At 64.8% G+C, this 25,623-nt stretch carries 18 protein-coding genes; 14 read left to right on the top strand and 4 right to left on the bottom strand.

Annotation, left to right across the window (positions count from 1 at the left end; genetic code table 11):
* Window positions 1-32: 32 nt before the first annotated feature.
* A complete protein-coding gene (locus tag DAEP_RS0111415; RefSeq protein WP_027244740.1) occupies window positions 33-2,990 on the bottom strand; it encodes an ABC transporter transmembrane domain-containing protein in 2,958 nt (985 codons plus the stop codon).
* Between the two features lie 235 nt (window positions 2,991-3,225).
* Here DAEP_RS0111415 and DAEP_RS0111420 point away from each other — a divergent pair, with 235 nt between their 5' ends.
* Window positions 3,226-3,618 carry a DUF3307 domain-containing protein gene (locus DAEP_RS0111420; RefSeq protein WP_008556224.1) on the top strand — a complete coding sequence of 131 codons (393 nt, stop codon included), beginning with the start codon at window positions 3,226-3,228 and terminating at the stop codon, window positions 3,616-3,618.
* Between the two features lie 118 nt (window positions 3,619-3,736).
* On the opposite strand, the gene DAEP_RS0111425 is transcribed toward DAEP_RS0111420, so the two are convergent.
* Complete coding sequence (locus DAEP_RS0111425; protein WP_027244741.1) at window positions 3,737-4,195, bottom strand: Lrp/AsnC family transcriptional regulator; 459 nt, start codon at window positions 4,193-4,195, stop codon at window positions 3,737-3,739.
* Window positions 4,196-4,341: 146 nt separating this feature from the next.
* On the opposite strand from DAEP_RS0111425, the gene DAEP_RS0111430 reads away from it, so the two are divergent.
* Window positions 4,342-7,764, top strand: coding sequence for an indolepyruvate ferredoxin oxidoreductase family protein (locus DAEP_RS0111430; protein WP_027244742.1), 3,423 nt, complete (start codon window positions 4,342-4,344; stop codon window positions 7,762-7,764).
* A 32-nt stretch (window positions 7,765-7,796) separates the two neighbouring features.
* On the opposite strand, the gene DAEP_RS0111435 is transcribed toward DAEP_RS0111430, so the two are convergent.
* Window positions 7,797-8,462: a TetR/AcrR family transcriptional regulator gene (locus DAEP_RS0111435; RefSeq protein ID WP_008556855.1), complete on the bottom strand. Its 666-nt coding sequence runs from the start codon at window positions 8,460-8,462 to the stop codon at window positions 7,797-7,799.
* 418 nt (window positions 8,463-8,880) lie between these two features.
* On the opposite strand from DAEP_RS0111435, the gene DAEP_RS0111440 reads away from it, so the two are divergent.
* Genes DAEP_RS0111440 through DAEP_RS0111460 form a run of 5 tightly spaced genes read left to right on the top strand, consistent with a single transcriptional unit; the run spans window position 8,881 to window position 16,090 of the window.
* Window positions 8,881-10,662, top strand: coding sequence for an ABC transporter ATP-binding protein (locus DAEP_RS0111440; protein WP_027244743.1), 1,782 nt, complete (start codon window positions 8,881-8,883; stop codon window positions 10,660-10,662).
* Entirely contained in the window at window positions 10,655-12,568 is a 1,914-nt protein-coding gene (locus tag DAEP_RS0111445; RefSeq protein ID WP_027244744.1) for an ABC transporter substrate-binding protein, read from the top strand. Before DAEP_RS0111440 ends, DAEP_RS0111445 begins: the two co-directional genes overlap by 8 nt.
* Complete coding sequence (locus DAEP_RS0111450; protein ID WP_008555237.1) at window positions 12,568-13,596, top strand: ABC transporter permease; 1,029 nt, start codon at window positions 12,568-12,570, stop codon at window positions 13,594-13,596. The genes DAEP_RS0111445 and DAEP_RS0111450 overlap by 1 nt, the downstream gene beginning before the upstream one ends.
* The gene (locus DAEP_RS0111455; RefSeq protein ID WP_027244745.1) at window positions 13,593-14,747 is read left to right on the top strand and encodes an ABC transporter permease; all 1,155 of its coding nucleotides are present in this window, start codon (window positions 13,593-13,595) and stop codon (window positions 14,745-14,747) included. The genes DAEP_RS0111450 and DAEP_RS0111455 overlap by 4 nt, the downstream gene beginning before the upstream one ends.
* Window positions 14,744-16,090 (top strand): CoA transferase, encoded by a 1,347-nt coding sequence (locus DAEP_RS0111460; RefSeq protein ID WP_027244746.1) that lies wholly within the window; start codon window positions 14,744-14,746, stop codon window positions 16,088-16,090. Before DAEP_RS0111455 ends, DAEP_RS0111460 begins: the two co-directional genes overlap by 4 nt.
* 106 nt (window positions 16,091-16,196) lie before the next feature.
* Here DAEP_RS0111460 and DAEP_RS0111465 read toward each other — a convergent pair whose 3' ends face one another.
* Window positions 16,197-18,698 carry a mechanosensitive ion channel family protein gene (locus DAEP_RS0111465; protein WP_027244747.1) on the bottom strand — a complete coding sequence of 834 codons (2,502 nt, stop codon included), beginning with the start codon at window positions 18,696-18,698 and terminating at the stop codon, window positions 16,197-16,199.
* Window positions 18,699-19,113: 415 nt separating this feature from the next.
* On the opposite strand from DAEP_RS0111465, the gene DAEP_RS0111470 reads away from it, so the two are divergent.
* The 7 genes from DAEP_RS0111470 to DAEP_RS0111500 are packed head-to-tail and all read left to right on the top strand — an operon-like array spanning window position 19,114 to window position 25,607.
* Window positions 19,114-20,319 (top strand): glycosyltransferase family protein, encoded by a 1,206-nt coding sequence (locus tag DAEP_RS0111470; RefSeq protein ID WP_027244748.1) that lies wholly within the window; start codon window positions 19,114-19,116, stop codon window positions 20,317-20,319.
* Entirely contained in the window at window positions 20,316-21,560 is a 1,245-nt protein-coding gene (locus DAEP_RS0111475) for a glycosyltransferase (RefSeq protein WP_027244749.1), read from the top strand. The genes DAEP_RS0111470 and DAEP_RS0111475 overlap by 4 nt, the downstream gene beginning before the upstream one ends.
* Before the next feature lie 6 nt (window positions 21,561-21,566).
* Window positions 21,567-22,655, top strand: a complete 1,089-nt coding sequence (locus tag DAEP_RS0111480) for a glycosyltransferase (protein ID WP_027244750.1) — start codon at window positions 21,567-21,569, stop codon at window positions 22,653-22,655.
* Window positions 22,652-23,239: a histidine phosphatase family protein gene (locus tag DAEP_RS0111485; protein ID WP_027244751.1), complete on the top strand. Its 588-nt coding sequence runs from the start codon at window positions 22,652-22,654 to the stop codon at window positions 23,237-23,239. The genes DAEP_RS0111480 and DAEP_RS0111485 overlap by 4 nt, the downstream gene beginning before the upstream one ends.
* Window positions 23,236-24,372, top strand: a complete 1,137-nt coding sequence (locus DAEP_RS0111490; RefSeq protein WP_027244752.1) for a glycosyltransferase family protein — start codon at window positions 23,236-23,238, stop codon at window positions 24,370-24,372. The genes DAEP_RS0111485 and DAEP_RS0111490 overlap by 4 nt, the downstream gene beginning before the upstream one ends.
* Window positions 24,369-25,127 carry a polysaccharide deacetylase family protein gene (locus DAEP_RS0111495; protein ID WP_027244753.1) on the top strand — a complete coding sequence of 253 codons (759 nt, stop codon included), beginning with the start codon at window positions 24,369-24,371 and terminating at the stop codon, window positions 25,125-25,127. The genes DAEP_RS0111490 and DAEP_RS0111495 overlap by 4 nt, the downstream gene beginning before the upstream one ends.
* Complete coding sequence (locus DAEP_RS0111500) at window positions 25,128-25,607, top strand: class I SAM-dependent methyltransferase (RefSeq protein ID WP_027244754.1); 480 nt, start codon at window positions 25,128-25,130, stop codon at window positions 25,605-25,607.
* The last annotated feature ends 16 nt before the right edge of the window (window positions 25,608-25,623 follow it).

Raw genomic sequence — 25,623 nt, forward strand, 5'->3', positions numbered from 1 at the left:
CAGTGTCTTCCCTGTTTCCTGTTGGTTCCGGTTCAGTTGGAGACGTAGCCCGCCACCACCTGCAGCAGCTTGAAGGCGGTTGAAGCGTCGTTTTCGACAACCGCCAGGAATTCCTCCTCGCCGATCCGCAAGCAGCGCAGGTCGCTTTCCGCAATCATGCTTAGCGCCCGCGGCTCCTGCCGGATCAGGCCCAGCTCCCCCACCAGCCGGCCCGGGCCGACCCTGGCAATCAGCCGGTCTTCCATGCCCTCTTGCGGCAGGTACAGCCCGGCCTCGCCTTCGAGGATCATATAGGCGCCGTCCGAGGCCTCATCATCCTTGAGGAAAACCGCCGCACCCTTGGCGGCCTCGTACCAGCGCGCGCCAAAGGCGAGAAGGCGCAGCTGGCGGCGGTTCAGGCCGGAGAAAAGCTCGGTCTGTTCCAGCGCCCGCAGCTTGCGGGCCAGGTCCTGACTGGCCGCCCCCTCGCCTGCCGCCACTGCCTGCGCCTCGTCGCTGACCAGCCGTCCCTGGCGCAGTTCATAAAAGACGTCGAACACATCGGGGTTCTGGAAGCCGGACGCCAGGTAAATCAATGTGGTGTCCGGCAGCAGCTTGCGCAGGTTCTTGTGCACCGCCACCCGGGTTTCCAGGTCATAGCTTGCCATGGCGGTATCCAGGATCAGGATGTCCGGCCGCTTGATGGTGGCACGGCAGAACGCCAACGGCTCGGCAAAGCTGGCCGCCAGCCCCTGCCCGCCCACGGCGATCGGCATGTCAAAGATCAGCTCCACCACCTTGTCGCGCAGGCCTTCGCGCACCATCAGATCGGAGACCAGCTTGCGCACCTCATCCGCCTTGGCGCCGGCCGCATCCGAAATTTTACCAAACAGCGCGTTTTCCAGAACCGTCAGGGTGGGAGCGAAACTGTCCCGTGAGAACGGCACAAAGCTGGGCCCAAGCGATTTCAGGAGGCTCTCCCCATGGCTGCGGCGGAAGCCCAGGATACGCTCTTTCATCCTGTCCTCGAAAGCCGGGCCAATCTGTTCGGCAGATATGGTGAAAGGCACAATCAGCAGCTGCGCAAGTTCTTCGCGGCTAAGCTTTTTGACATTGCCGGAACCTTGCCGGTCCATGAGAGCAATCGCCGCCTCATAGGCCTCCACATCCAGCCCTAGCTTGCGGAACAGCGGGTGGCCGGTGCCATCCATGCCGAAGATCTGCCGCAGCATTTCCACCACATCGCGGGTCAGCGACACCAGGCTCTCGTCCAGCCCCAGCTGTTTGAGCAGGGCCAGAAACTCCGCATGCCGCAGCAGCGTTTCAACTGTCATCGGTTCCTGGGATGCGGCAAACAGCAGGTTCTCCGCGACCGGCAGCGCCGGGTTGTAGCTGTCGGCGTCCAGGAACCGCACATGCAGATCCAGGCCCGCGTTCTCAACAGCCTGGCGCACAGCAGGGCGCAGCCTGACCAGCTGGTCTGCCAGGCCCGGGTGGGCGGTGGCCTCGAAAAACTGATCGATGCCGCGGCGGAACAGGGCGGTGTCGGACCCTATCCCCTCCACCAGTTTCAGCCACCAGCCCCGCAGCTCCTCCTCGCTCGTGAACCCGGCGAGCTCAGGATCCAGCCAGCGCGCGTCGAAGGGGTCGGGGCTGTTGCCTGCGCGAATGGCGGTTTCCAGCCGCGCTAGGTTCTGGCCCTGGTCCAGCGGGCGCAGACGCATCGGCATCATCACATTGTCGCCAAACGAGCCTTGGAACAGAACCGGCCGGGAGGTGGCAAAGCCGATCCGCGCGGCCAGCGTGGCCTGATGCAGGCTGCTGAGGTTCTGATCCGCGACCGTGACGGTGCCGGAGGACGGCAGGATTTCCCGGGTCAGCAGTTCCGCCAGGGCACGCCTGTCTTCCTCCGAGGGGGCGGCAATCCCGATCACCTGCCCGGCGGGGAATGCCGCGCTCAATTCCTCCAGCACAAGGTTTCCATCGGCGTCCCGCACGGTGACAGAGTCCAGCACGATGTCCCCGTTGAGACGCGGCAGTTCCTCCGGTTCGCCGGTCATCAGCTTCTCGCCGATCATGCCCTGCGGCGCAAAGCGCTCCAGGACCACGTCCCAGCGCACGCTCATGTCCTGGGTCTGGTTGTAATAGGCCAGCAGCTCTTTCCAGGGGGCGGCGAGATCCTTGTAGGCTGCCAGCGCCGCCACCAGCGCCCCCAGCGAGACCTTGCCCTGCAAGACCAGGTAGCCGCCGATTGCGTAGAAGAAGAACGGCGTCAGCTGGGAAATGAAGTTGTTGAGGAACTTCATGAAGAACTTCTTCTGGTAGATCTGGAAGCGGATATCATAGAGCCACCCGAGCCGGTCGGTGATCACCGCCATCCGGTAGCGCCAGCCGCCGTTGATTCTGAGCGTCGCGGCCCCCGCCGCGCTTTCGCCGATCTCGGTCGCCAGGGCGCGCACCTGTTTGATCCGTTTCTTGTTCAGCTGGTTGATCTGCCGCTGCAGCATCGGGATCAGCCAGCCTTGCAACGGAATGAGCGCAATCGCCGCCATCCCGAACCAGAAGTTCTGCAGGAACAGAAAGAACAGGATGGTCAGCATCTGGCCCGCCTGCAGCACCGGCTGGCTAACCGCATCCCCCATCAGCCCGCCCATCGGTTCCGACTCCGAGGTCACCATCGACACCAGTTCACCTTGGCTGACGCGCTCAAAATACGGTTGCGGAAACCGCAGGACCCGGGCGATCAGCTGATAGCGGAAGCGGCGCAGCATCCGCTCGGCCAGCACGCCTTTCATGGTGTTGATGCGCATTTTCAGCAGCCCGTGGCACAGCACCGACACCAGGAAAGCGCCGCACAGGATCCACAGGAAGGTCAGCTGGTCGAAACTGTACCCCAGCACGGTGACGGTACCGGTTTCCGAACCGATGGCATCGTTGATGATCCGCTTGGGCAGCTCCAGCGTCAGATACAGCAGCGGGAACAGGCAGGCGGTGACCACCAGCAGCACCAGCTGATCGCGTTTCGAGTATTTCCAGATGAAACGGAACAGAGAGCGTTCGATGGGAAAGCTCCATCAATGGCGGCTTCGGGTGTGGTCTGCCTTATGGGTAGCGCGGTTTGACGGGCACAGGCAATGGGCAGAAACCCGCTTTGTCCCGTTACGGCACCCTGCGGGCACGGCATTTGCCAGGCGGCGAAAAACCCGTAAGGTTCCAGCCAGGTACACATGCTGGAGGTCATTCGGTTTGCCGGATTATGTCGGTTCTGTTCTGCTGCTGCTCTGTGCTTTGCAGGTCAAGCACCTGTTTGCCGACTTCTTTCTGCAGACGCCGAAAATGCTGTCTGGCCGCTGTGCCTATGTCCACGCCGGGCGCGCGCAGCATGCCGGGGTTCATGTGATCGGCTCGGCCATCGTCTTTTTGCTGTTCGGCGCGCCGGTGACCTTCATCCTGGTGCTGGGAGCGCTGGAGTGGGTGGTGCATTTCCACATCGACTTCGGCAAGGCGCGCTTTTCCGAGCGCAAGAAGCTGAATCCGCAGCAGGCGATGTTCTGGCAGGCGATGGGCTCGGACCAGGCGCTGCATCAGCTGACCTATATCGCCATGGCCTGGGCCTGGGTGAAATACGCCGCGATGTGAAACCGGCTATCGGCTGGGGGCCGGCCCCCAGACCCCCGGAGTATTTTCCGGAAAAGTGAAATGCTAAGGTCGCGGTCTCAGTTTTTTCCAGATCCGCCGCCCCCGGCTGGCGCGGCGTTCAAGGTGCCACAGGCTTGTCCCGTTTGATTGTGCGCAGCACCACGTTGGTCTGGGCGCTGGCAACCGCCGGAAGGCGGAACAGGAAGTCCTCAAGAAACCGGTTATAGGCGTCCAGATCCGGGGCCAGCACCCGCAGATGGTAATCCGCCTGGCCGGTGGTGGCGTAGCACTCCTGCACCAGCGGACTGGTCTCCACCGCGCGGATGAATTCCACCAGTTTGTCGGGGTCGTGCCGGGTCAGATGCACATGGACGATCGCTTGAAACCCCAGCCCCATTGCAGGCGCGTTCACAACCGCGCCGTAGCGCTCGATGATGCCTGCCTCCTCCAGAGCCCGGACCCGGCGCCACAGGGCAGACGGCGACATGCCCACCGCCTCTGCCAGGTCGGCATTGGAAATGCGGGAATCCTCCTGCAGCAGGGTCAGAATGCGGCGGTCGCGTTGGTCGAGCTTCATTTTCCGGTCTATTTTTCCGTACTTATGTTCTTTAATGGTCAATATACCCATAAATCTGCGCAAAACCAGCAAGTCTGGCAATTCTTTTCAAGCCTGCAGGATTATCTTTCCGCGATCAATTTAGCCGTGCAAGGACTCCCCCTGCGATGACCAAGCTGAGCCACGATTTCCGCAGCTACAAGCTGGACGACCGTTATGAGATGACAAAGGGCCGGGTGTTCCTGACCGGCACCCAGGCGCTGGCCCGGGTGATGCTGGACCAGGCGCGCCGCGACCGCGAAGCGGGGCTGAACACCGCGGGGTTTGTATCGGGCTACCGCGGATCGCCGCTGGGCGGGGTGGACCTGGAATTCTGGCGCGCCAAGGCGCGGATGGAGGAGAACCGGATCAAGTTCATGGCCGCCGTGAACGAAGACCTGGGCGCCACCGCCGTTCTGGGCGCCCAGCAGGCAGTGCTGGACCCGCATTGCGAGGTCGAGGGCGTGTTTTCCATGTGGTACGGCAAGGGACCGGGCGTCGACCGGTCGGGCGACGCGCTGAAGCACGGCAACGCCTATGGCTCGTCCCCCAAGGGCGGCGTGCTGGTGGTGGCGGGCGACGACCACGGCTGTGTCAGCTCCTCCATGCCGCATCAGTCCGATGTGGCCTTCATGTCCTGGTTCATGCCGGTGCTGAACCCGGCGGATGTCTCTGAATACCTGACATTTGGCGAGTACGGCTTTGCCCTGTCGCGCTACTCGGGCACCTGGGTCGGTTTCAAGGCGGTCTCGGAAACCGTGGAAAGCGCGCGTTCGGTCGAATTGCAGCCGGATCGCGAGTTCGTTTTCCCGGAGCTGCCGGACTATCCCGGCGGCCTGCACATCCGCCGCGCCGATCTGCCCTCGCCGGAGATCGAAACCCGCATCCAGGCCAAGCTGGACGCGGTGCGCGCCTTTGCCGAGGCGAACCCGATCGACAAGCGGATCTATGACATCAAGGAGGCCCGGTTCGGCTTCATCTCCACTGGCAAGGGCCACCTGGACCTGATGGAGGCGCTGCGGCTTCTTGGGCTGGATGAGGCCGCCTGCCGCCGACTGGGCATCGATATTTACAAAGTCGGTATGGTCTGGCCGCTGGACCGCACCGATGCGCTGAAGTTCGTGAAGGGCAAGCAGGAGGTGCTGGTTGTCGAAGAAAAGCGCGGCATTATCGAGAGCCAGTTCAAGGAAAACTTCTATGACTGGCCGGGCAGCAAGCCGGAGAGAATGGTCGGCAAATACGACAGCCAGGGCGAGCCGCTGATCCCCTGGACCGGGGAGCTGAGCCCGCTGCTGCTGGCGCCGATCGTGGCGGCGCGGCTGGACAAGTTCTTCCCCGAAGAAAACCTGCCCGCCAAGGCGGCAGCGCTGACAGCCGAGCCGCCGAAGGTGCTGAACGTGCCTGGTGCCACCCGCACGCCCTATTTCTGCTCGGGCTGCCCGCACAACACCTCGACCAAGCTGCCCGAGGGGTCGAAGGCATTTTCCGGCATCGGCTGCCACGTGATGGCCAGCTGGATGGACCGGGAGACGGCGGGCTATGCCCAGATGGGCGGCGAAGGCGTGCCCTGGACCGTGGCCTCGCAGTTCAACGGCAACAAGCACGTGTTCCAGAACCTCGGCGAAGGCACCTGGTATCATTCCGGTTCTCTGGCAATCCGCCAGGCCGTCGCAGCGGGCACCAACATCACCTACAAGATCCTTTACAACGACGCGGTTGCGATGACCGGCGGCCAGCCGGTGGACGGGCCCGTGTCGGTGCATGGCATCGCCCAGACCTGCCGCGCCGAAGGGGTGGAGCGGATTGCCCTGGTCTCCGACAACATCGGCAAATTCAGCCGCGGCGACTTTCCGGCGGGCACCACCTTCCATGACCGCAGCGCGCTGGACAGTGTTCAGCGGGAACTGCGCGAGATCCCCGGCGTCACCGTGCTGATCTACGAACAGACCTGCGCCACAGAGAAGCGCCGCCGCCGCAAGCGCGGCAAGATGGAAGATCCGGCGAAATTCGCCTTCATCAACGACCTGGTCTGCGAGGGCTGCGGTGATTGCTCGGTGGAATCCAACTGCCTGAGCGTGGAGCCGAAGGAGACGCCCTTTGGCCGCAAACGCAAAATCAACCTGTCGACCTGCAACAAGGATTTTTCCTGCCTGAACGGGTTCTGCCCCAGCTTTGTCACCGTCGAAGGTGCTGCCCGGCGCAAGAAAAAGATCGCCGGGCTGGATGCCGCAGCGTTAACCGCCAAGCTGCCCGCGCCCGGCCTGCCCGCGCTGAAGGAGCCGTTTGACCTGCTGGTCACCGGGGTTGGCGGCACCGGGGTTGTCACCGTCGGCGCGCTGATCACCATGGCGGCGCACCTGGAGGGCAAAGGCGCGAGCGTGCTGGACTTCACCGGATTTGCCCAGAAGTTCGGCACGGTTCTGAGCTATATCCGGCTGTCCGCCGCTCCGGACACCTTGAACCAGGTGCGGATTGACCAGGGCGGCGCGGATGCCGTGATCGGTTGCGACGTGGTGGTCAGCTCTGCGCCCAAGGCTTCCGTCCATTACCGGGCCGGCACCAAGGTTGTTCTGAACCGGGCGGAGATGCCCACTGGTGATCTGGTTCTGCGCCGGGATGCCGACCTGATGGCAGGCGTGCGCGAAAGGACGATTGCCGAGGCTGTCGGCCCGCAGAACCTCTCCGGCTTCAACGCCAATGAGGCGGCGGAGAAGATGCTGGGCGATGCGGTGCTGGCCAACGTGATGATGCTGGGCTTTGCCTGGCAGAAGGGTCTGGTGCCGGTCAGCGCCGGGGCGCTGGACCAGGCGATCGAGCTGAACGGCGTGGCGATTGACAAGAACCGTCTTGCCTTTGCCATCGGGCGCGCCATGGCGGTGGACCCGGGTCTGGTTGCCAGCCATTACGAGGAAGCGCCGCAGAAGGAGGAAACGCTGGACGAACTGATTGAGCGCCGCGCCACCTTCCTCACCGGTTATCAGAACATGGCTTATGCCAGCCGCTATACCGCAGCCCTGAACCGGTTCCGCGCGGCCCTGCCGCACGACGCGCAGGAAGAGCTGACCGCAGCCGCCGCCCGGTCGCTGTTCAAGCTGATGGCCTACAAGGACGAGTATGAGGTCGCCCGGCTGCTGACCAGCGACGGGTTCCAGCATCAGCTGGAGGAAGAGTTCGAAGGCGATTTCTCTATCAAATACCATCTTGCCCCGCCGCTGATGAACTGGAAGCGGGATGCGCGGGGGCGTCCGGCGAAACGGGCGTTTGGCGCATGGATGCGCCCGGCGATGAACCTTTTGGCCAAGGGCAAGGCGCTGCGCGGCTCGGCCTTCAACATCTTCGGCTATCACGAAGAAGCCCGGCTGCACCGCGATCTGCTGGCGTGGTATGAGGGCGTGCTGGACACCGTCGCGGGCCGCTACGGCGCAGACAAGCGCAAACAAAGCCTGGAGCTCCTGAAAGCGCCGATGGAAATCCGCGGCTACGGCCCGGTGCGCCTGCAGGCCGCCAAGGACGTCCGCGCAAAAGCCGAGGAAGCACTAAGCAGCCTGTAAAGCCGGCCGCCGGCCCGCCCGGGGCCGGCGCGTCACACATCCCAGTGCTGGCGGGTGAATTCGGTGAAGGCTTCCATCTCCTCCGGCAGCGGCTCGCGCCCGGTGAACACCTTCAGGTACTCCGGTGTCGCCTCCAGCCTGTCGGCGTGGCTTTCGTTCGGGTCGGCCATGTCATAGCCAAGCTGCATGTAATAGAGCACCTTGGCGCGTGTCACCGCCTCGCGCTGCGGATAGCCGTAACGTTCGAACATGGCTGTCAGCGCCTCCACCCGGCGGCGGTCGGAGCGGTCCAGCAGGCTGCGCACCTTGCCGGAACGGCGCGACCAGTCGCGCACCGCGAAGTCCAGCGCTGTGTTGAACAGGTCGGGGTTGGTGATGCAGTGGAACACGTTCAGCACCGCCCCGGTGATGGTCCCGGCGGGTGCCTCTGCCTGGCGCACCATGCCCGCGGTGTTGGTCTGCTCCCAGGTCTTGAGCAGCGCATCCAGCAGATCCTGGCGCGACTTGAAGTACCAGTAGAAGGACGAGCGCGAGACCTGCATCCGCTCTGCCAGCGCCAGCACCTTTACCCGCTCGACCCCGTCAGAGATCAGCACGTCCATCGCCACGTTCAGCCAGTCATTGCGGGTGACCTTGATATTGCCGACCAGCGGCTCGGCCTCTGGATTGTCGCGGTGAAGAACGGGTTTCTGCGCCATATGCGTCCCTTGGGATCGTTCGCGTTTGCGGTCATCTTATGCCGGGGCGGCTGCTGGCGCCAACATGGCAAAGCCGCCGCCCGGCGATAGCGGTACGATGCAAGTGGCCTTCAGGCCACAGGCCCCGCGCGACCGGGCGGCATTGCGCCTGAACACCCCGAATACACAAGCATGACCATGCGTGAAGCCCCTGTTCGCGGCAAGCTGAACCGTCACGCAACCGGGGCAGATAGCGACAGCCGCCCCGGCGCGGCGCAGGGCTGCACCCCGCAAATACAGGTTAAATCTCCCTTTCCCCGCGCTCCTTTCGCCAAATGGGGTTTGACTAAGCAGGCCCCGGCGCGCGATGGTGAGGCCAAAAAACAGGGGAACACACGATCTCATGCACGCCTTGAACCAGCCGGGCGGACACATCTGAATGCGCCCGCTGCTGTCCGTCGAAAACCTCAGCATTGGTTTCAACAAGGACGACTCCGTCGTGAAAGACGTGAGCTTTGCCGTCCGGCCGGGCGAAACCCTGGCTCTGGTCGGGGAAAGCGGGTCGGGCAAGACGATCTCCTGCCGCGCGGTTCTGCGCATCCTGCCGAAAGTGGCGCAGCTGCGTTCCGGGCGCATTCTGCTGGACACCGGTCAGGACCAGCTGGATTTGGCCACGCTGGAGGAGCGCCGGATGCGCGACGTGCGCGGCAACATCGTGTCGATGATCTTTCAGGAGCCGATGCGCTCCCTGTCCCCTCTGCACCGGATCGGCAACCAGGTGTCTGAGGTGCTGTGGCTGCATGGCCGCAAAAGCGAGCGTGAAGCCCGCAAACTGGTTTTGGAGTGTTTTGAGCGGGTCGGCTTTCCGGAACCCGAACAAACCTACCGCTCTTACCCGTTCGAACTGTCCGGGGGGATGCGGCAGCGGGCGATGATCGCCATGGCGATGGTGGCCAAGCCTCAGTTGCTGATCGCCGACGAGCCGACCACGGCGCTGGATGTGACCACTCAGGCACAGGTGCTGGGGCTGATGAAGGATCTGCAGCGCGAGACCGGCATGGCGATGATCCTGGTGACACATGATCTGGGCGTGGTTGCCAATATGGCTGAACAGGTGGTGGTGATGCACAAGGGCCGGGTGATGGAATCCGGCGGCGCAGAGCCGATGCTGCGCGCGCCCGCTCACCCCTATACCCAGGCGCTGTTCAAGGCCGCGCCCGGCATCCCGGATGAAGCAGTGGTCGCCATCCCGCCATCGCGCGAAGACCTGATCCTGGAGATGAGATCGGTCGCCAAGACCTACACGCTCAGGGCCGGCAGGGGCTGGCAGGCACCGACCCTGATCCACGCCTGCCGCGAGATCGACCTGCGGATGACCCGGGGCGAGACACTGGCGATCGTCGGCGAGAGCGGCTCCGGCAAGACCACCGCAGCGCGGATTGCGCTGGGGGCAGAATTGCCTGACCCCGGCGGCGAGGTGCTGTTCCGTCCGGCGCAGGGAGAGCCGCCGGTCACCGTGCACGACATGGACCGCGCCGCGCGCACCGCCTTTCAGCGCCAGGCGCAGATGGTGTTCCAGGACCCCTACTCCTCTTTGTCGCCCCGGATGCGCATTCAGGACACGCTGATGGAGCCGCTGGACATTCACCGCATCGGCAGCCGTGCTGAGCGCCGCGACAAGGCGGCGGAAATGCTGCGCCTGGTCGGACTGTCGCCAGACATGCTCAAACGCTACCCGCACGCATTCTCCGGCGGCCAGCGCCAGCGCCTGTCGATTGCCCGCGCCCTGATGCTGGACCCGGCGCTGATCGTGTGCGACGAGCCAACCTCGGCGCTGGATGTCTCGGTGCAGGACCAGATCCTGCGGCTGCTGGAAGAGATCCGCGACCAGCAGAAACTGTCTTACCTGTTTATCAGCCATGATCTGGCGGTGGTTGCCCGGATTGCCGATGAAGTCGCGGTCATGCGGCGCGGTCTGATCGTCGAGCAGGCGCCGCCGGAAACCCTGTTCTACAACCCTCAGCACCCCTACACCAAGGCGCTGATCGCCGCCCAGCCGGAACCCGATATCGACCGGCCCATCGACCTGAACCTGGTGGCCCAGGGCGCCGGTGCGCCCGAATGCTGGCCCGAGGAATTCCGTTTTGACGGTAGCGAGGCGCCGCCGCTGGTGAACATGCTCCACCTGGAGCACGGCCACAAGGTACGCTGCCATGTTTGATGCCCTGAAACCGCTCCTCGCCGCCGCACTTTGCCTGGCACCGCTCGCCGCACAGGCGGAACCAGAAGTGAAGGAAAGCGCCTTCTGGGAGTCGGAGGTCAAGGCCGGCTACATGCCGCCCGCTGCCAAGCGCATTCCCGACGTGCCGCTGGTGGTGGACCTCGCGGCCAAGGGGCGGGAATTCGGCATTCAGGGTGGCACCCTCAACACCATGGTCACCCGCTCAAAGGACATCCGCCAGATGGTGGTCTATGGCTATGCGCGGCTGGCCGGATATGACGAAAACTATCAGCTGCAGCCGGACATCCTTCTGAGCTTTGAGGCTGAAAACAACCGCCGCTTCACCCTGAAACTGCGCCCCGGCCACCGCTGGTCCAGCGGCGACCCCTTCACCTCGGCCGATTTCCGGTACTGGTGGGAAGACGTTGCCAACAACGAATTGCTGAGCCCGGCCGGGCCGCCCGATTTCATGCGGGTGCTGGGCAAGCTGCCGCGGGTGAGCTTTCCGGATGAAACCACTGTCATTTATGAGTGGGATGCGCCCAACCCGGGCTTCATGCACATGCTCGCCCAGGCCCGCCCGCCGTTCATTTACCGGCCGGCGGAGTACCTGAAGCAGTTCCATGCCGATTATGCCGATCCGGAGGTTCTGGCCGAGGAGGTCGATTATGCCCGCGTCAAGAGCTGGGCGGCGCTGCACAACAAATACGACAATATGTACAAGTTCGATAACCACGAGTTGCCGACATTGCAGCCCTGGATCAACGCGTCGCCCGGCAAGAAGATCCGCCATCAGTTCGTGCGCAATCCCTACTACCACCGCATCGACAGCCGCGGCGTGCAGCTGCCCTATATCGACACCGTGGAAATGGAGATCGTCACCGCCGGTCTGGTGGCGGCCAAGTCGAACGCGGGCGAAGCCGATCTGCAGGCCCGCGGCCTCGGGTTCCGCGACATTCCGATCCTGCGCAAAGGCGAGAAGGACGGCAGGAACTACAAGACCTACCTGTGGGCCTCCGGCGCTGCCTCCCAGATTGCCATCTATCCGAACCTCAACGTGAACGACCCGGTCTGGCGCGAGATCCTGCGCGATGTCAGGGTGCGCCGGGCCCTGTCGCTGGCCATCAACCGGCGCGCCATCAACCGGGCGCTTTATTTCAATCTGGCCGAACCTGGCGCGATGACAGTGCTGGAGCAGAGCGAATTCTTCGATCCCGCCCTGCGCGAGGCCTGGGCGGGCTTTAATCCGGAACTGGCCAACCAGCTTCTTGACGAGGCAGGCCTGACTGAAAAGGACGGCTACGGCATCCGTTACCTGCCAGACGGGCGCCGGATGGAGCTGGTGGTCGAAACCGCGGGCGAGCGCGAAGAGGTGGAGAACGCGCTCCAGATTATCACCGACGACTGGCACGATGTCGGCGTGAAGCTGGTGATGCGGCCGCTGGACCGCGACATCCTGCGCAATCGTGTGTTTTCCGGCACCACCATGTCGTCTGCCTGGTTCGGCTGGGACAACGGGCTGCCGCAAGCCTATACCTCTCCGGCTTATCTGGCGCCGACCGATCAGGTGTTCCTGTCCTGGCCGAAGTGGGGGCAGCACTACCAGACCGGCGGCAGCGCGGGCGAGCCGCCAGATATGGCCCCCGCCCAGCGGCTGCTGTCGCTGCTGCAGGACTGGAACATGGCCGCCACCCAGGAAGAACGCGCGGCCGCCTGGCGCGAGATGCTGAAAATCCACGCGGATCAGGTTTATGCCATCGGCGTGGTGGCCGCCGCTCCGCAGCCCGTCGTGGTGAGCAACCGCCTGCGCAATGTGCCGGAAAAGGCGATCTGGGCCTGGGATCCGGGGGCGCATTTCGGCGTCTATCACCCCGATGAGTTCTTCTTCGAGGACGGCGAAGACTGATGGAAATTCTGCGATACGCCATATACCGCTTTGGCACCATGCTGCTGACGCTGCTGGTGGTGTCGGTGCTGGTCTTTGCCATCATCAACCTGCCGCCCGGCGACTACTTGTCGAACCAGATTGCGGAGCTGCAGGCCACCGGCCAGTCCGCGGGCGTTGCCAAGGCCGAGTTCCTGCGCAAGGAGTACGCGCTGGATAAGCCGCTGTGGCAGCAGTACATGATCTGGATGGGTTTCATGCCCGGCCCGCACGGGTTTTCCGGCATGATACAGGGCAACTTCGGCTGGTCCTTCGAATTCGACAGCCCGGTCGCCGATATCGTCGGCGACAGCCTGTGGCTGACGGTGCTGGTGAACCTCGCCGCAGTGGTCTTCGTCTATGCCGTGGCGCTGCCGCTGGGGGTGCTCGCCGCGGCCCGGGCCCGCACCTGGGTTGATTACACCACTGCCTTTGTTGGCTATCTGGGACTGGCCACGCCGAACTTCCTGCTGGCGCTGATCCTGTTCTACTATGGCCACCGCTGGTTCGACCTGCCAATCGGCGGGCTGATGGCGCCTGAATTCGAAGGCGCGCCGATGAACTGGGAGAAGGTGAAGTCCATACTTGTGCACCTGATCGTGCCAACCTTCGTGATCGGCACCGCGGGCGCCTCTGCCATGATGCAGCGTCTGCGGGCCAATATGCTGGACGAACTGGGCAAACCGTATGTCGAGACCGCAATTGCCAAGGGCATGGCGCCCTCGCGCATGCTGGCGAAATACCCGCTTCGGGTCGCCTTCAACCCCTTTGTCGCCGATATCGGCAACCTGCTGCCCTCGATGATTTCCGGCTCGGTGCTGGTGTCGGTGGTGCTGGGGCTGCAGACCATTGGCCCGACCCTGCTGACCGCGCTCAAGACCCAGGACATGTTCCTCTCGGGCTTCGTGCTGATGTTTGTCGCCTTGCTCACCCTGATCGGCACCATGATCTCTGACGTGCTGCTGGTGCTGCTTGATCCCAGAATCCGCTACGAGGGGCGCAACTCATGACCCAGCTGCCTGACGGACGGTATGTCGACGACGAGCCCTTTGACCCGCAGGCCTCGCTGCTGGAGCTGGAGCGCAAGGATCTGGACGCACCCAACTGGCTGCTGGTTTGGCGCAAGTTCAAGACGCACAGGCTGGGCCTGATCTCGGGCATTTTCCTGCTGATTGCCTACGGCCTGATACCGTTTGCCGGCTTCATCGCGCCTTACGGACCAAACCAGCGGTTTTCAGAGCATCTCTACTCGCCGCCGCAATCCATCAAGCTGTTCCACGAGGGCGAATTCGTAGGACCCTTCGTGTATCCGATGACCTCCGAGGCAAATCTGGAAACCTTTCAATGGGAGTTCAAGCCAGACACCTCGCGCCCGCTCAAGCTGTCGTTTTTCTGTGAAGGCAGCGCCTATAACCTGGCCGGTTTCATCGAAAGCAACCGCCACCTGTTCTGTGCCAGCGAGGACGCGACGATCTTCATCTTGGGATCCGACCGTCTGGGCCGCGATATCTTCAGCCGCGTCTCCTACGGGGCGCAGCTGTCCTTGACGGTCGGCCTGATCGGGATCACGGTTTCCTTTGTTCTCGGCATCTTCTTTGGCAGCGTGGCCGGTTACTTCGGCGGCCGGATCGACTGGCTCGTCAACCGGGTGATCGAAATCCTGCGGTCGCTGCCGGAACTGCCGTTGTGGCTGGCGCTGTCGGCGGCGGTCCCCTCGAACTGGTCGCCGGTCGCGGTGTTCTTCATCATTTCGATCATCCTCGGCATTCTTGACTGGCCCGGTTTGGCGCGTTCTGTGCGCTCCAAGTTCCTGTCCCTGCGGGAAGAGGAATATGTCCGCGCCGCCGAGATGATGGGCGCCTCCTCCGGGCGGGTGATCCGCAAGCATCTGCTGCCGAACTTCATGTCGCACTTGATTGCCTCGGCCGCCCTGTCGATCCCGGCGATGATCCTTGGGGAGACGGCGCTCTCCTTCCTCGGCCTGGGCCTGCGCGCGCCGGCGGTCAGCTGGGGAGTGATGCTGAATGACGCGCAAAACTTGACCGCAGTTGAAATCTACCCCTGGCTGGCCATTCCTATGCTGCCTATCGTTGTTGTCGTTCTGGCCTTCAACTTCCTCGGCGACGGCCTGCGTGATAGTTTGGATCCTTATCAGCAGTGACATTGATTTCCTCTCTTCCCGCCACGTCCACTTTCCGCCTCACAGGCACCGGCCAATGGTCGAGCGCCTTTGCGGTGACGGAATTGGCCATTGCTTCGATTGCCGCCGCGGGGCAGGAGCTTGCGCGGCTGACCGAAGCGCTCAACCTCGCGCCCGCGGCGCCTGAGGTTACCGTCGACCAGCGGCTGGCGTCGCTCTGGTTCAGCTACAGTTTCCGGCCCCAAGGCTGGGAGCTTCCCAGCCTGTGGGACGCTATCGCGGGCGTGTATGAAACGCAGGACGGCTGGATCCGCCTGCACACCAACCTGCCGCATCACCGGCAAGCCGCGCTGCAGGTGCTCGGGTGCGCCGGAGAGCGCAGCGCCGTCACCGCCGCAGTGCGCCACTGGCGGGCGGACAGGCTGGAGAGTGAGATCGTGGCCGCAGGCGGCGTGGCCGCGGCCATGCGCAGCCGCGCAGACTGGCTGGCCCATCCGCAAGGCCGCGCCGTCGCCGCGGAGCCGCTGATCCGGTGGACCTCCCCCCGCACTGTCCGATTGAGGGACCGGCCGCAGGCAACGGCAGCGCGGCCGCTGGCGGGGCTGCGTGTACTCGACCTCACCCGGGTGCTTGCGGGGCCGGTCTCAACCCGCACGCTGGCCGGTTTCGGAGCCGATGTGCTGCGCATCGACCCGCCCGGCTGGGACGAGCCGGGGGTGATCACCGACATTTCCCTGGGCAAGCGCATGGCCGCGCTGGATCTCACCAAGGGCGAAGACCGGCTGGTGTTCGAGGCCCTTCTAGCGGATGCGGACGTCTTGGTTCATGGCTACCGCCCCGGCGCGCTCGACGGGCTGGGCTACGGGGCGGACACCCGCCGCCTGATCGCGCCCCACGCGGTGGAGGTGACGCTGGACGCCTATGGCTGGACCGGCCCCTGGGCAAACCGCCGCGGTTTCGACAGCCTGGTGCAGATGAGCGCAGGGATCGCCGATGCCGGCCGTGCCTGGGCCAGGACGGACAAGCCGGCACCGCTGCCGGTGCAGGCTTTGGACCATGCCACTGGTTATCTGATGGCTGCCGCCGTGTTCTCAGCGCTCGCAGCGGCGGCCCGGGGCGCGGAAGTTCCCTCGGCCCATCTTTCCCTGGCGCGCACGGCTGAACTGCTTGCTGGACTGCCAAAATCTGCTGATGGCCCGGACCTTGCGCCCCCCGCGGACAGCGACTACGCCGAGGAGACAGAGCAGACCGGCTGGGGCCCGGGCCGCCGTCTGGCACCGCCGCTGCGGGTTGGCGCAGCGCAGATCCGCTGGACCCTGCCTGCTGCCCGTTGCGGCAGCAGCGCGGCTTGCTGGCTCGACTGACCGGAGGGAACGGCGCGCGCCGCGCGCCAGCGCGGCGCCATGCCCAACCCCAAGCGGAGCGCGCCAGCGGTCCGGCGCGGGGGCGGGAGCGTTTCCGGCGGCGGGCCTAGCGGTCGTCGCCGCCGGGTCCGCCCATATCCTCCAGCATGTCATCGTCGATGGCTGCCTGCACGGCGCCTGCTACGGCTTCCTTCTGTTTCGGCGTCAGCTCCTCCTCCTGGTCCGGCGCCATCCGCACGGTGACCTCGCGGTGGGCAAACTTGATGCCTTCGCGGGCAAACAGCTCGCGGATTTCCTGGTACACCCGTTTCCGGACGATCCACTGATCGCCCGGCTTGGTCATGAACTTAACCCGGATGATCATCGCCGAGTCCTGCATCTCGATCACGCCCTGCGACTTCAGCGGCTGAATGAAGGTGTGCCCGACAACCGGGTCGTCCATCAGGGACTGGCCCAGCTTCTTGATCAGCTTGCGGACCTTTTCCACATCGGTGTCATAGGTGACCCGCAGCGGCAGCTTCATCATCACCCAGTCGCGGGAATAGTTGGTCAGCACCTTGATCTCGCCAAACGGGATGGTGTGCAGCGCACCCAGATGGTGGCGCAGCTGGAAAGAGCGGACCGAGATTTTTTCTACCGTGCCCTTCACGTCGCCGATGTCGATGTACTCGCCCTTGCGGAAGGCATCGTCGATCAGGAAGAAGGCGCCGGAGAAGATATCCCTGACCAGCGTCTGCGAGCCAAAGCCCACCGCCAGGCCGACAACACCGGCACCAGCAAACAGCGGGCTTACGTTGATGCCCAGTTCCAGCAGCACGATCAGCACGATCGACACCAGAACCACCGCCAGAATCGCGCCGCGGAACAGCGGCAGCAGCGTTGCCAGACGGCTGGCACCGCCCGCGCCGCCTTCGTCGCCCAGCTCTCCCTGAGGAGCGTCCCCGGCCTCCTCGTCGATCTTGCTGTCGATCCAGATCCGGAACAAATGATAGACAATATAGCCGATGAACAGGATCACCGTCACATCGACTGCCCGTTCGGCGGCAGCGGAATCGATCCAGCTTGCATCCGGGTTCCACACGATCATCAGAGAGTATGCTCCGACCACAAAGGCCAGGATGCCCGCAACCCGGCGGGCAAGATCCTCGTAGGTGGCAATCGGGTGCTTGGACCGCGGTGCTACTTCCTCTTCCCAGAAGTCGTCCTCCGGTTCCGGGGTTGCACCGTCCTGCGGAACGTCCACGTTTACCGCATTCATTGTCCCGGCAGCTGCCAGCCCGGAAGTATCCTCAAGGACCTCCTCCGCCGCAGGTGCCTCTGCGGCGCTGGCGGCGGGGGCCGCCGAGGCCTCATATGCGGCGGGTTCCGCCTCTGCGCCTTCTGCCGCGGTTTCTTCCACCTCTGCCGCTTCGCGCTTTACCAAACGGGCGCGGCTGAAATAGCGCTCGATACCATAGTTGATCACCCCGTAGACCACCAGGATGGTGGTCAGCACGAAATAGCTGCCAGCCGTCAGGGGGATCGAGATATCCTGTTCCAGAACCAGATCAAACGCCAGTTTGAGCCAGCCGAACGCCATATAGACCATCAGCACCGGCGCCCAGGCCACGGCCAGGACGCGCACCAGCCAGGAGCACTCCTCGGGCGCCCGGCCCGCGCGGATGGCGTTTGAAATCGCCCGCCTGTTGACCAGAACCATCAGAAGGTTGCCCAGCGTCCCCACCAGGGCCAGTACGCCGTAGACCAGCGCATAGACGTTGTAGTTCAGGCCGAAATCCCCGACCCAAGTGGCAAACAGCGTCGAGGAGATGTCGTAGGTCGCCAGTACCGACGCCCAGATATAGAGCCGTTTGGCGTCCCGGTCGGAGAAGACGGGGATCCGGTACTGTGCCAGAAATGGCGATAGCACCATCCGCCACAGGTCGGACACCGTGCGCGCCAGGAAGAAGGCGGTGTAAACAGCCGTCACCGTGAACTCGATGGACGGATCGCCTGAGGCGCCGAAAATCAGGTAGGAGATCAGCGCGGCAAAGACCATCGCAAAAACCGTGGCGCCAATCCCCATCAGGAACCTGAACACCAGGAAGGGCATCTTCTCCTGATAGCCGCGGGGGGCGGCCTGGATCCGCGCGACCACGAACCGTTTGGCAAAACGCTTGCCGTAAATCTCCGTCGACAGCCAGCGGCCGATGAGCAGGAACAGCACGCTCCAGCCCATCACTTCGACATAGGTCGTGATGCGCCCGTCCGGGCTGGTCTGACGCAGGATGTACTGCATTTCGAAGATCGAATAGGGCAGCGCTTCCAGCCGGCTGTTCAGCTCTGCCCGGAAGGCCGCGACCCTGGATTGCGCCTTCATCAGGACCGAGGGCTGCTCCATCGCGTCAGAGGCCGGATGCCCGGTGTCCGGCGCTGCTGGCGGCGGCGCATTCAGCAATTTGCCGCTGCTGTCGACCACGACCACGCTGACACCGCTTTCGGCCGCTTGCTCTATCGCTTTGGAGAGCGCGTCCCCCGCAGCTGTATCACTTTCCTGCGCGCCGGCGAAAGGCGCCAGGCTGAAGCTCAGCAGCAGACACAGCAGGACCCTGAACATCATTCTCAGCATGGCCGCATATCCTTCTGGAAACTTGATCCAAATTAACCACGCGCAACAGCGTTGCGTAAATGGCGCGCGCGCAATTTCCTGAGCGTTATGCAATAAAAGCGCATGATTGCATGCGCATGGGGTCCGGGCTATACAAATCCTGATATCCGCCCTGCGGGCGGTCAGCTGCGCCCGTGGCCCTGCAAGCCAGTGCCTGAACCGGCAGCTGCAAAGGCAAATACTGACCGCGCCCCCCCGCCCCAACCGGCTGCGGTGCGCGCAATCTGAGGCGGACGATGGCTGAGCACAACAGCACGCGCGCTGGGACAAGCGGCAGCACTGGCTGGCGTGCTCCCGGCGCCGCCGGAACCATCCCTTTGCCCGGTGCGGTCCAGAACCCGGATCAGGCGGCCCGATGACGGCAAGAAGCACGCAAATGCCAGCAGCGACCCCCGGCACGCGCGGACCGCGGATCATGTTCTACAGCCACGACACCTTCGGGCTGGGCCATCTGCGCCGCTCGCGGGCGCTGGCGGGGGCGATCACGGCGGCCAACCCGGATGCCTCGGCGCTGATCCTGACCGGTTCGCCAGTGGCGGGACGGTTCTCTTTTCCGACCCGGGTCGACCATGTCCGCCTGCCCGGCGTGATCAAACGCGCCGATGGCTCCTATGCCTCGCGCACCATGGGCATGAGCATCGAGGAAACCGCCGAGCTGCGCGCGGCCCTCATCCGCTCCACTGTGGAACAGTACGAACCGGATGTGCTGGTGGCCGACAAGGAGCCGACCGGATTCCGCGGCGAGCTGATGCCGGCGCTGGAGCTGCTGAAATCCAAGGGCCGGTGCAAGATGGTGCTGGGCCTGCGGGACGTGCTGGATGAGCCGGAAGTGCTGGCCGCCGAATGGGAGCGCAAGCACGCGGTTGAGGCGACCCGAGACTTCTATGACGAGATCTGGGTCTACGGGCCGCGATCTGTCTATGACCCGACCGCCGGGCTGCCCTTCACGCCGCAGATGCAGGCGCGGATGCATTGGACCGGCTATCTGCGCCGCGACCTTGGCCAAGTGGGCGAGCCGCCGGAACAGCCTTATCTGCTGGTCACCCCCGGCGGCGGCGGCGATGGCGAGATGATGGTGGACCTGGTGCTGTCGGCCTATGAGGCCGACCCTGAGCTGTCCCCCCGCGCGGTGCTGGTTTACGGCCCCTTCCTGTCCGGCGAGACCCGCGAGGATTTCGAGCAGCGTGTTGCCCGGCTCGAGGGCCGCGTCACCGCTGTCGGCTTTGAATCGCAGATTGAGACGCTTTTTGCCGGCGCCCAGGGTGTTGTCTGCATGGGCGGCTACAACACCTTCTGCGAGGTTCTGTCCTTCGACAAACCCGCGGTGATCGTGCCCCGCACCACCCCGCGGCTGGAACAATGGATCCGCGCCAGCCGGGCCGAGGAAATCGGCCTGGCCACCATGCTGGACGAGACCCGCGACGGCTGGAACGCGCCGGCGCTGGCCAAGGCAATCCGCGCGCTGGCCACCCAGCCGCCGCCCTCTGCCGCGGGCTCCGAGGGGCTTCTGGACGGCCTGGATTACGTGACACAGCGGGTCAGCGCGCTGCTGCGCGACATCCGCCGGGAGGCTGCTGAATGACCGGTTCCCGCCCGCCCCTTGCGGTGGTGGTCAAAGGCTGGCCGCGGCTGTCGGAAACCTTCATCGCACAGGAACTGGTCGCCTTGGAAGCCGCCGGGCACGCATTCGAGATCTGGTCCCTGCGCCACCCCACCGACATCAAGCGCCACCCGCTGCACACGCAGCTGCAGGCCAAGGTGAACTACCTGCCGGAATACCTGTATCAGGAACCTGAGCGGGTCTGGCGCGCCCGGGCCATTGCGCAAGGCCTGCCGGGCTACGCCAAGGCCTACCGCATCTGGCGGGCAGATCTGCGCCGCGACCTGACCCCCAACCGCATCCGCCGTTTTGGCCAGGCCTGCGTGCTGGCGGCCGAAATGCCGGATGAGGTTCTGGGCCTCTATGCGCACTTCCTGCACACGCCTTCCTCGGTCGCGCGCTATGCCGCGATCATGCGCGGCCTGCCGTGGAGTTTTTCAGCCCATGCCAAGGACATCTGGACTTCGCCGGACTGGGAACTTCAGGAAAAACTCTCCGCCGCCCATCACGGCGCGGCCTTTGGCTCCACCTGCACGGGCTTTGGCGCCAAGCATCTTCAGGACCTGGCCGACACACCGGACCGGGTTGATCTGGTCTATCATGGGCTGGACCTTTCCCGCTTTCCCGCCCCGCCGGAACGCATTGCCCGGCAGCCGCAGGATCCGGTCCGCTTCATGTCGGTTGGCCGGCTGGTGGAGAAGAAAGGCTTTGACCGGCTGATCGCCGCGCTGGCGCTGCTGCCTGCAGGGCTTGACTGGCACTGGACCCACATCGGCGGCGGCGGCCTGGGCGATCTCTTGCAAGACATGGCCCGGGATGCAGGCATCGCGGACCGCATCACCTGGCGCGGGGCCTGCGACCAGCCCGAGGTGATCGAGGCGATGCGCAGCTCCGACCTGTTTGTGCTGCCCAGCCGTGTCGCCTCGGACGGTGACCGCGACGGGCTGCCCAATGTTCTGATGGAGGCCGCCTCGCAAACCCTGCCGATCCTGTCGACCCCGGTGTCCGCCATTCCGGAGTTCATCACCCACGGCACTCATGGCCTGCTGAGCGAAGACAGCCCGGAGACGCTTGCTGAAACCCTGCTCTACGCCGCCCGCCATCCGCAGGAGCTGGCCAGAATGGCCGTGGCCGCGCTGGACCGGTTGCGTTCGGATTTCGGCATGGATCCCGGAATTGCCCAGCTTTCGAAACGGTTGACGGCGATGCTGCGCGGCGGCTGACGGGTCATGCAGCCGGGAACCGGAAAACGGGTCGCCTTTTACGCGCCAATGAAGCCGCCGCACCACCCGGTGCCCTCAGGCGACCGCGAGATTGCCCGCAACCTGATGGACCTGCTTCGCAGCGGCGGCGCGGATGTGCAGCTGGTCTCGGAGTTCAGGTCCTATGACAAACGCGGCGATGCGGCGTTGCACACAGACCTGCGCAAAGCAGCAGAGGCCGAGACCGGCCGGCTGATCCGGGAGATGCCGGCGGCAGACCTTTGGGTCACCTACCACAACTATTACAAGGCGCCGGACCTGATCGGCCCCGCCGTGGCCCGCGCCCGCGAGATACCCTATGTGCAGATCGAATCCACCCGCGCCAAAAAGCGCCTGACCGGGCCGTGGGCGGGATTTGCCGAAGCCGCCCACGCCGCTGCCGATGCCGCTGCGGCGATCTTCTATTTCACCGGACAGGACCGTTTCGCGCTGGAGCGCGACCGCTGCGGAGACCAGATTGTCGCCCCCTTTCCGCCCTTCCTGCCGCTTGAGGATCTGCCCGCCGCGTCCTTTTTGGACGGCCCGATGCTGACCGCAGGCATGATGCGCCCGGGCGACAAGCTCGCCTCTTACCGCATCATCGCGGAGACACTTGCGCACTTGCCTGGTGACTGGCGGCTGGACATCGCAGGCGATGGCCCGGCCCGGTCCGAAGTTGAGGCGCTGATGGCCCCCTTTGGCAGCCAGGTCCGATTTCTCGGACAGCTCTCGCGCGAGGATCTGTCGGCGGCTTACATCAAGTCCTCCCTGTTCCTGTGGCCTGGCGTGAACGAAGCCTTCGGCATGGTCTATCTTGAGGCGCAGGCCCATGGGCTTCCGGTTGCAGCCCAGAACCGCCCCGGCGTGCGCGATGTGCTGCTGACCCGCCCCTACCCGGCCCCCGAAGACGGCGCGGCGGCTTTGGCAGCTTTCACGGTCGGCCTGCTGGCAAGCCCCGCCCTGCGCAGCGCCATTGGCCGGGAGGCCCGTGAGTACATCGCCCGGAACCACCTCGCCCCCGCGGCTGCCCGCCGGTTTTGGGACATCGCCGCCCCGCTGATGGAGACACAGACATGATTCGCCTCGCCCTTTTGCGGCACGGCCACACCGCCTGGAACCGTGCCGGGCGCATTCAGGGGCGCAGCGACATACCGCTGGACGCGCAAGCCCGAGAGGATTTGGACGGTTACGCCCTGCCTGCCCCGTGGGACGCCGCAGAGCTATGGTCCAGCCCGCTGGTGCGCGCAGCCGAAACCGCAGAATTGGTGGCAGGCCGCCCGCCCCGCACCACGCCGGAATTGACCGAAATGAACTGGGGCGGCTGGGAGGGGCTGCACGGGGTGGACCTGAAGGCCGATCCCGCCAGCGGATTCCGCGATATCGAGGACTGGGGCTGGCACTACCGCCCGCCCGGCGGCGAGAGCCCGGCAGAGGTCTGGGACCGGATAGCCCCGTGGCTGCACGGGCTGACGCGGGATGCGGTCGCGGTCTGCCACATCGGCATCATGCGGATGATCCTGGCCCGCGCCCACGGCTGGAATTTCGACGGCCCCGCCCCCTTCCGCATCAAACGCAACCGGCTGTTTGTGGTGGAGGTTGACGGCGCCTCGCTCACACCCTGGGCTGAACCTGTGCGGCTGATCCGCGAGGACACGCCATGAAGGTTCTGATTGCCGTCACCCACCTCCTCGGCACGGGCCATCTTTCGCGGGCCCTGACGCTGGCACGCGCCTTTACCGAGGCCGGACACCGGGTGCAGGTGGCCTCTGGCGGATTTCCCGCGCCGCAGCTCAATGCCGAAGGGGTCGAGGTGATCCAGCTGCCGCCGCTGCGCTCGGACGGGGTGGATTTCACCAGGCTGCTGGACGCGGACGGCTCTTTGGCCGGCGAAGCGTATCTCACCCGCCGCAAGGACGCCCTTTGCGCAGCTCTGCGCGGGCTGCAGCCCGATGTGCTGATCACCGAACTCTACCCCTTTGGCCGCCGCTCCCTGCGTCAGGAATTCCTTGCGCTGCTGGAGGCTGCCGAAACGCTGCCCCGGCGCCCGGTGATCCTGTCCTCCATCCGTGATATCCTCGCGCCGCCTTCCAAACCGGAGAAGGCGGTAAAGGCCGATGCAGTTATTGCCCGGCACTATGATGCTGTGCTGGTCCACTCCGATCCCGCGGCCACCAGACTGGAGGCCAGCTGGCCGGTCTCGCCGATGCTGGGCAGCAAGCTGCGCTATACTGGCTATGTCGCGCCGCCCGCCGCCGACCCGCACCCGGACCAGGCAGGCCGCGGCGAGGTGCTTGTCAGTGCTGGCGGAGGCAGCGTGGGCACGCCGCTGTACCGGGCCGCCTTGGAGGCGGCCAGGCAGATGCCGGATACCCCCTGGCGCCTGCTGATCGGCGGTTCGGACGCTGGCGCGCGGATCGCAGAATTTGCCAAGGCAGGCTCCCCCGCCCTGCTGGAACCGGCGCGCAAGGACTTCCGGCAGATGCTTTCTCACGCCGCCGCCTCTGTCAGCATGTGCGGCTACAACACCGCGCTTGACCTGCTGCAGGCCGGCACACCCGCGGTCCTCATCCCCTTTGACGCGGGCAATGAGACCGAACAGGGCTTGCGTGCCGCCAGCCTCGCCCCGCTGAACGGCATAGAGGTGATCAAAACAGCAGACCTCACCCCTGAAACGCTATGCGCTGCGGTCAAGGCAGCAATGCAGGCTCCGCCGCGGCTGGCAGGCGGTTTCAGGTTTGACGGAGCCGCCCGGAGTGTGGAGATTGCCGCAGAACTTGCGGGAGGGCGCGGATGACACCGGATTGGAGCGGGCTGGACCGGGAACTGGAGCACTGGCAGGAGGCGGGACTGACGCTGCCCCTGTGGTGGCGGGACGATGACGCGATGTCCCAGTCGGCGGAACTGGACCGTTTGGCGGACCTCTCCGCAGCGCTTGATCTGCCGGTGCATCTGGCGGTTATCCCGCAGGGCGTCACCCCGGATCTGACCCGTTTTGTTGCAGCCAATCCGCAACTGATCCCGGTGGTGCACGGCTGGGCGCACCAGAACCACGCCCCCGCAGGCGAGAAGAAGGCGGAATTCGGTTCCCACCGGCCGCTGGATGAGCTGCTGGACGATGCCGAGCGCGGCTTGACCCGCCTGCGGAAGCTGTTTGGCACCAGCCTGCGGCCTATGTTTGTGCCGCCCTGGAACCGCGTCTCGCCGGAGATGCTGACGTGGCTGGCCGGAGCCGGTTTCACCGCGGTCTCCACTTTCGGCCCGCGCAGCAGCGCCAAACCCGCCTCCGGGCTTCTGCGGGTGAACACGCATCTGGATCCGATCGACTGGAAAGGCTCGCGCAGCCTGCTGCCGCCGGAGCGGCTGATCGCGCAAGCCGCGCGCCAGCTGCGCGAGCGCCGCCTGGGCGATGCGGACAATGCAGAGCCTTACGGCCTCCTGACCCACCACTTGGTGCATGATGAAAAGGTCTGGGAGTTCACTGCCGCGCTTGCCAAGCGTTTGCTGGCTGGACCGGCCGAAGCCTGGATTTATGATGAAAGGATGTCCTGAATGAGCCGCCTCGACTCCATGCTGCGCCGCCTGACCGCCCAGCGTGATGGCCTGAACTGGGCCGCAGATCAGATCAACAGGATCGAGGGCGATGTTCTGGACATGGGGCTTGGCAACGGGCGCACCTACGACCATCTGCGCGCAATCCTCCCCGCCCGCCGGATCTGGGTGATTGACAGGGTGCTTCAATGCCACCCCTCCTGCATTCCGCCGGAACAGGACTTTCTGCAGGGCGAGGCAAAACCGATGCTGGAACGGCTCGCCGGTGAAGGCCGCCGGATCGCCTTGGCGCATTATGACTTCGGTTTCGGGGTGAAGGAAAAGGACGTCGCCGAGGCCGCCGCCCTGTCTCCCGCTATTGCCCGGGTAATGGTGCCAGGCGGCATGATTGTTTCCGGTCAGCCGCTGGCCGGGTTCGAGAAGCTTGCCGGCCCCGAGGGCATCCCGCCCGGCCGCTACATGTTTTACCGCGCCGGCTGAACCAGAACCCGCCCGG

The organism is Leisingera daeponensis DSM 23529 (genome assembly GCF_000473145.1).
Lineage (GTDB): Bacteria > Pseudomonadota > Alphaproteobacteria > Rhodobacterales > Rhodobacteraceae > Leisingera > Leisingera daeponensis.

Bases quoted from the DNA above. Each gene is read 5' to 3' on its own strand.
- DAEP_RS0111450 (WP_008555237.1), top strand. From the start codon at position 12,568: ATGGAAATTCTGCGATACGCCATATACCGCTTTGGCACCATGCTGCTG.
- DAEP_RS0111445 (WP_027244744.1), top strand. From the start codon at position 10,655: ATGTTTGATGCCCTGAAACCGCTCCTCGCCGCCGCACTTTGCCTGGCA.
- DAEP_RS0111435 (WP_008556855.1), bottom strand. From the start codon at position 8,462: ATGGCGCAGAAACCCGTTCTTCACCGCGACAATCCAGAGGCCGAGCCG.
- DAEP_RS0111470 (WP_027244748.1), top strand. From the start codon at position 19,114: ATGCCAGCAGCGACCCCCGGCACGCGCGGACCGCGGATCATGTTCTAC.
- DAEP_RS0111500 (WP_027244754.1), top strand. From the start codon at position 25,128: ATGAGCCGCCTCGACTCCATGCTGCGCCGCCTGACCGCCCAGCGTGAT.
- DAEP_RS0111475 (WP_027244749.1), top strand. From the start codon at position 20,316: ATGACCGGTTCCCGCCCGCCCCTTGCGGTGGTGGTCAAAGGCTGGCCG.
- DAEP_RS0111485 (WP_027244751.1), top strand. From the start codon at position 22,652: ATGATTCGCCTCGCCCTTTTGCGGCACGGCCACACCGCCTGGAACCGT.
- DAEP_RS0111495 (WP_027244753.1), top strand. From the start codon at position 24,369: ATGACACCGGATTGGAGCGGGCTGGACCGGGAACTGGAGCACTGGCAG.
- DAEP_RS0111430 (WP_027244742.1), top strand. From the start codon at position 4,342: ATGACCAAGCTGAGCCACGATTTCCGCAGCTACAAGCTGGACGACCGT.
- DAEP_RS0111440 (WP_027244743.1), top strand. From the start codon at position 8,881: ATGCGCCCGCTGCTGTCCGTCGAAAACCTCAGCATTGGTTTCAACAAG.
- DAEP_RS0111465 (WP_027244747.1), bottom strand. From the start codon at position 18,698: ATGCTGAGAATGATGTTCAGGGTCCTGCTGTGTCTGCTGCTGAGCTTC.
- DAEP_RS0111455 (WP_027244745.1), top strand. From the start codon at position 13,593: ATGACCCAGCTGCCTGACGGACGGTATGTCGACGACGAGCCCTTTGAC.
- DAEP_RS0111480 (WP_027244750.1), top strand. From the start codon at position 21,567: ATGCAGCCGGGAACCGGAAAACGGGTCGCCTTTTACGCGCCAATGAAG.
- DAEP_RS0111425 (WP_027244741.1), bottom strand. From the start codon at position 4,195: ATGAAGCTCGACCAACGCGACCGCCGCATTCTGACCCTGCTGCAGGAG.
- DAEP_RS0111490 (WP_027244752.1), top strand. From the start codon at position 23,236: ATGAAGGTTCTGATTGCCGTCACCCACCTCCTCGGCACGGGCCATCTT.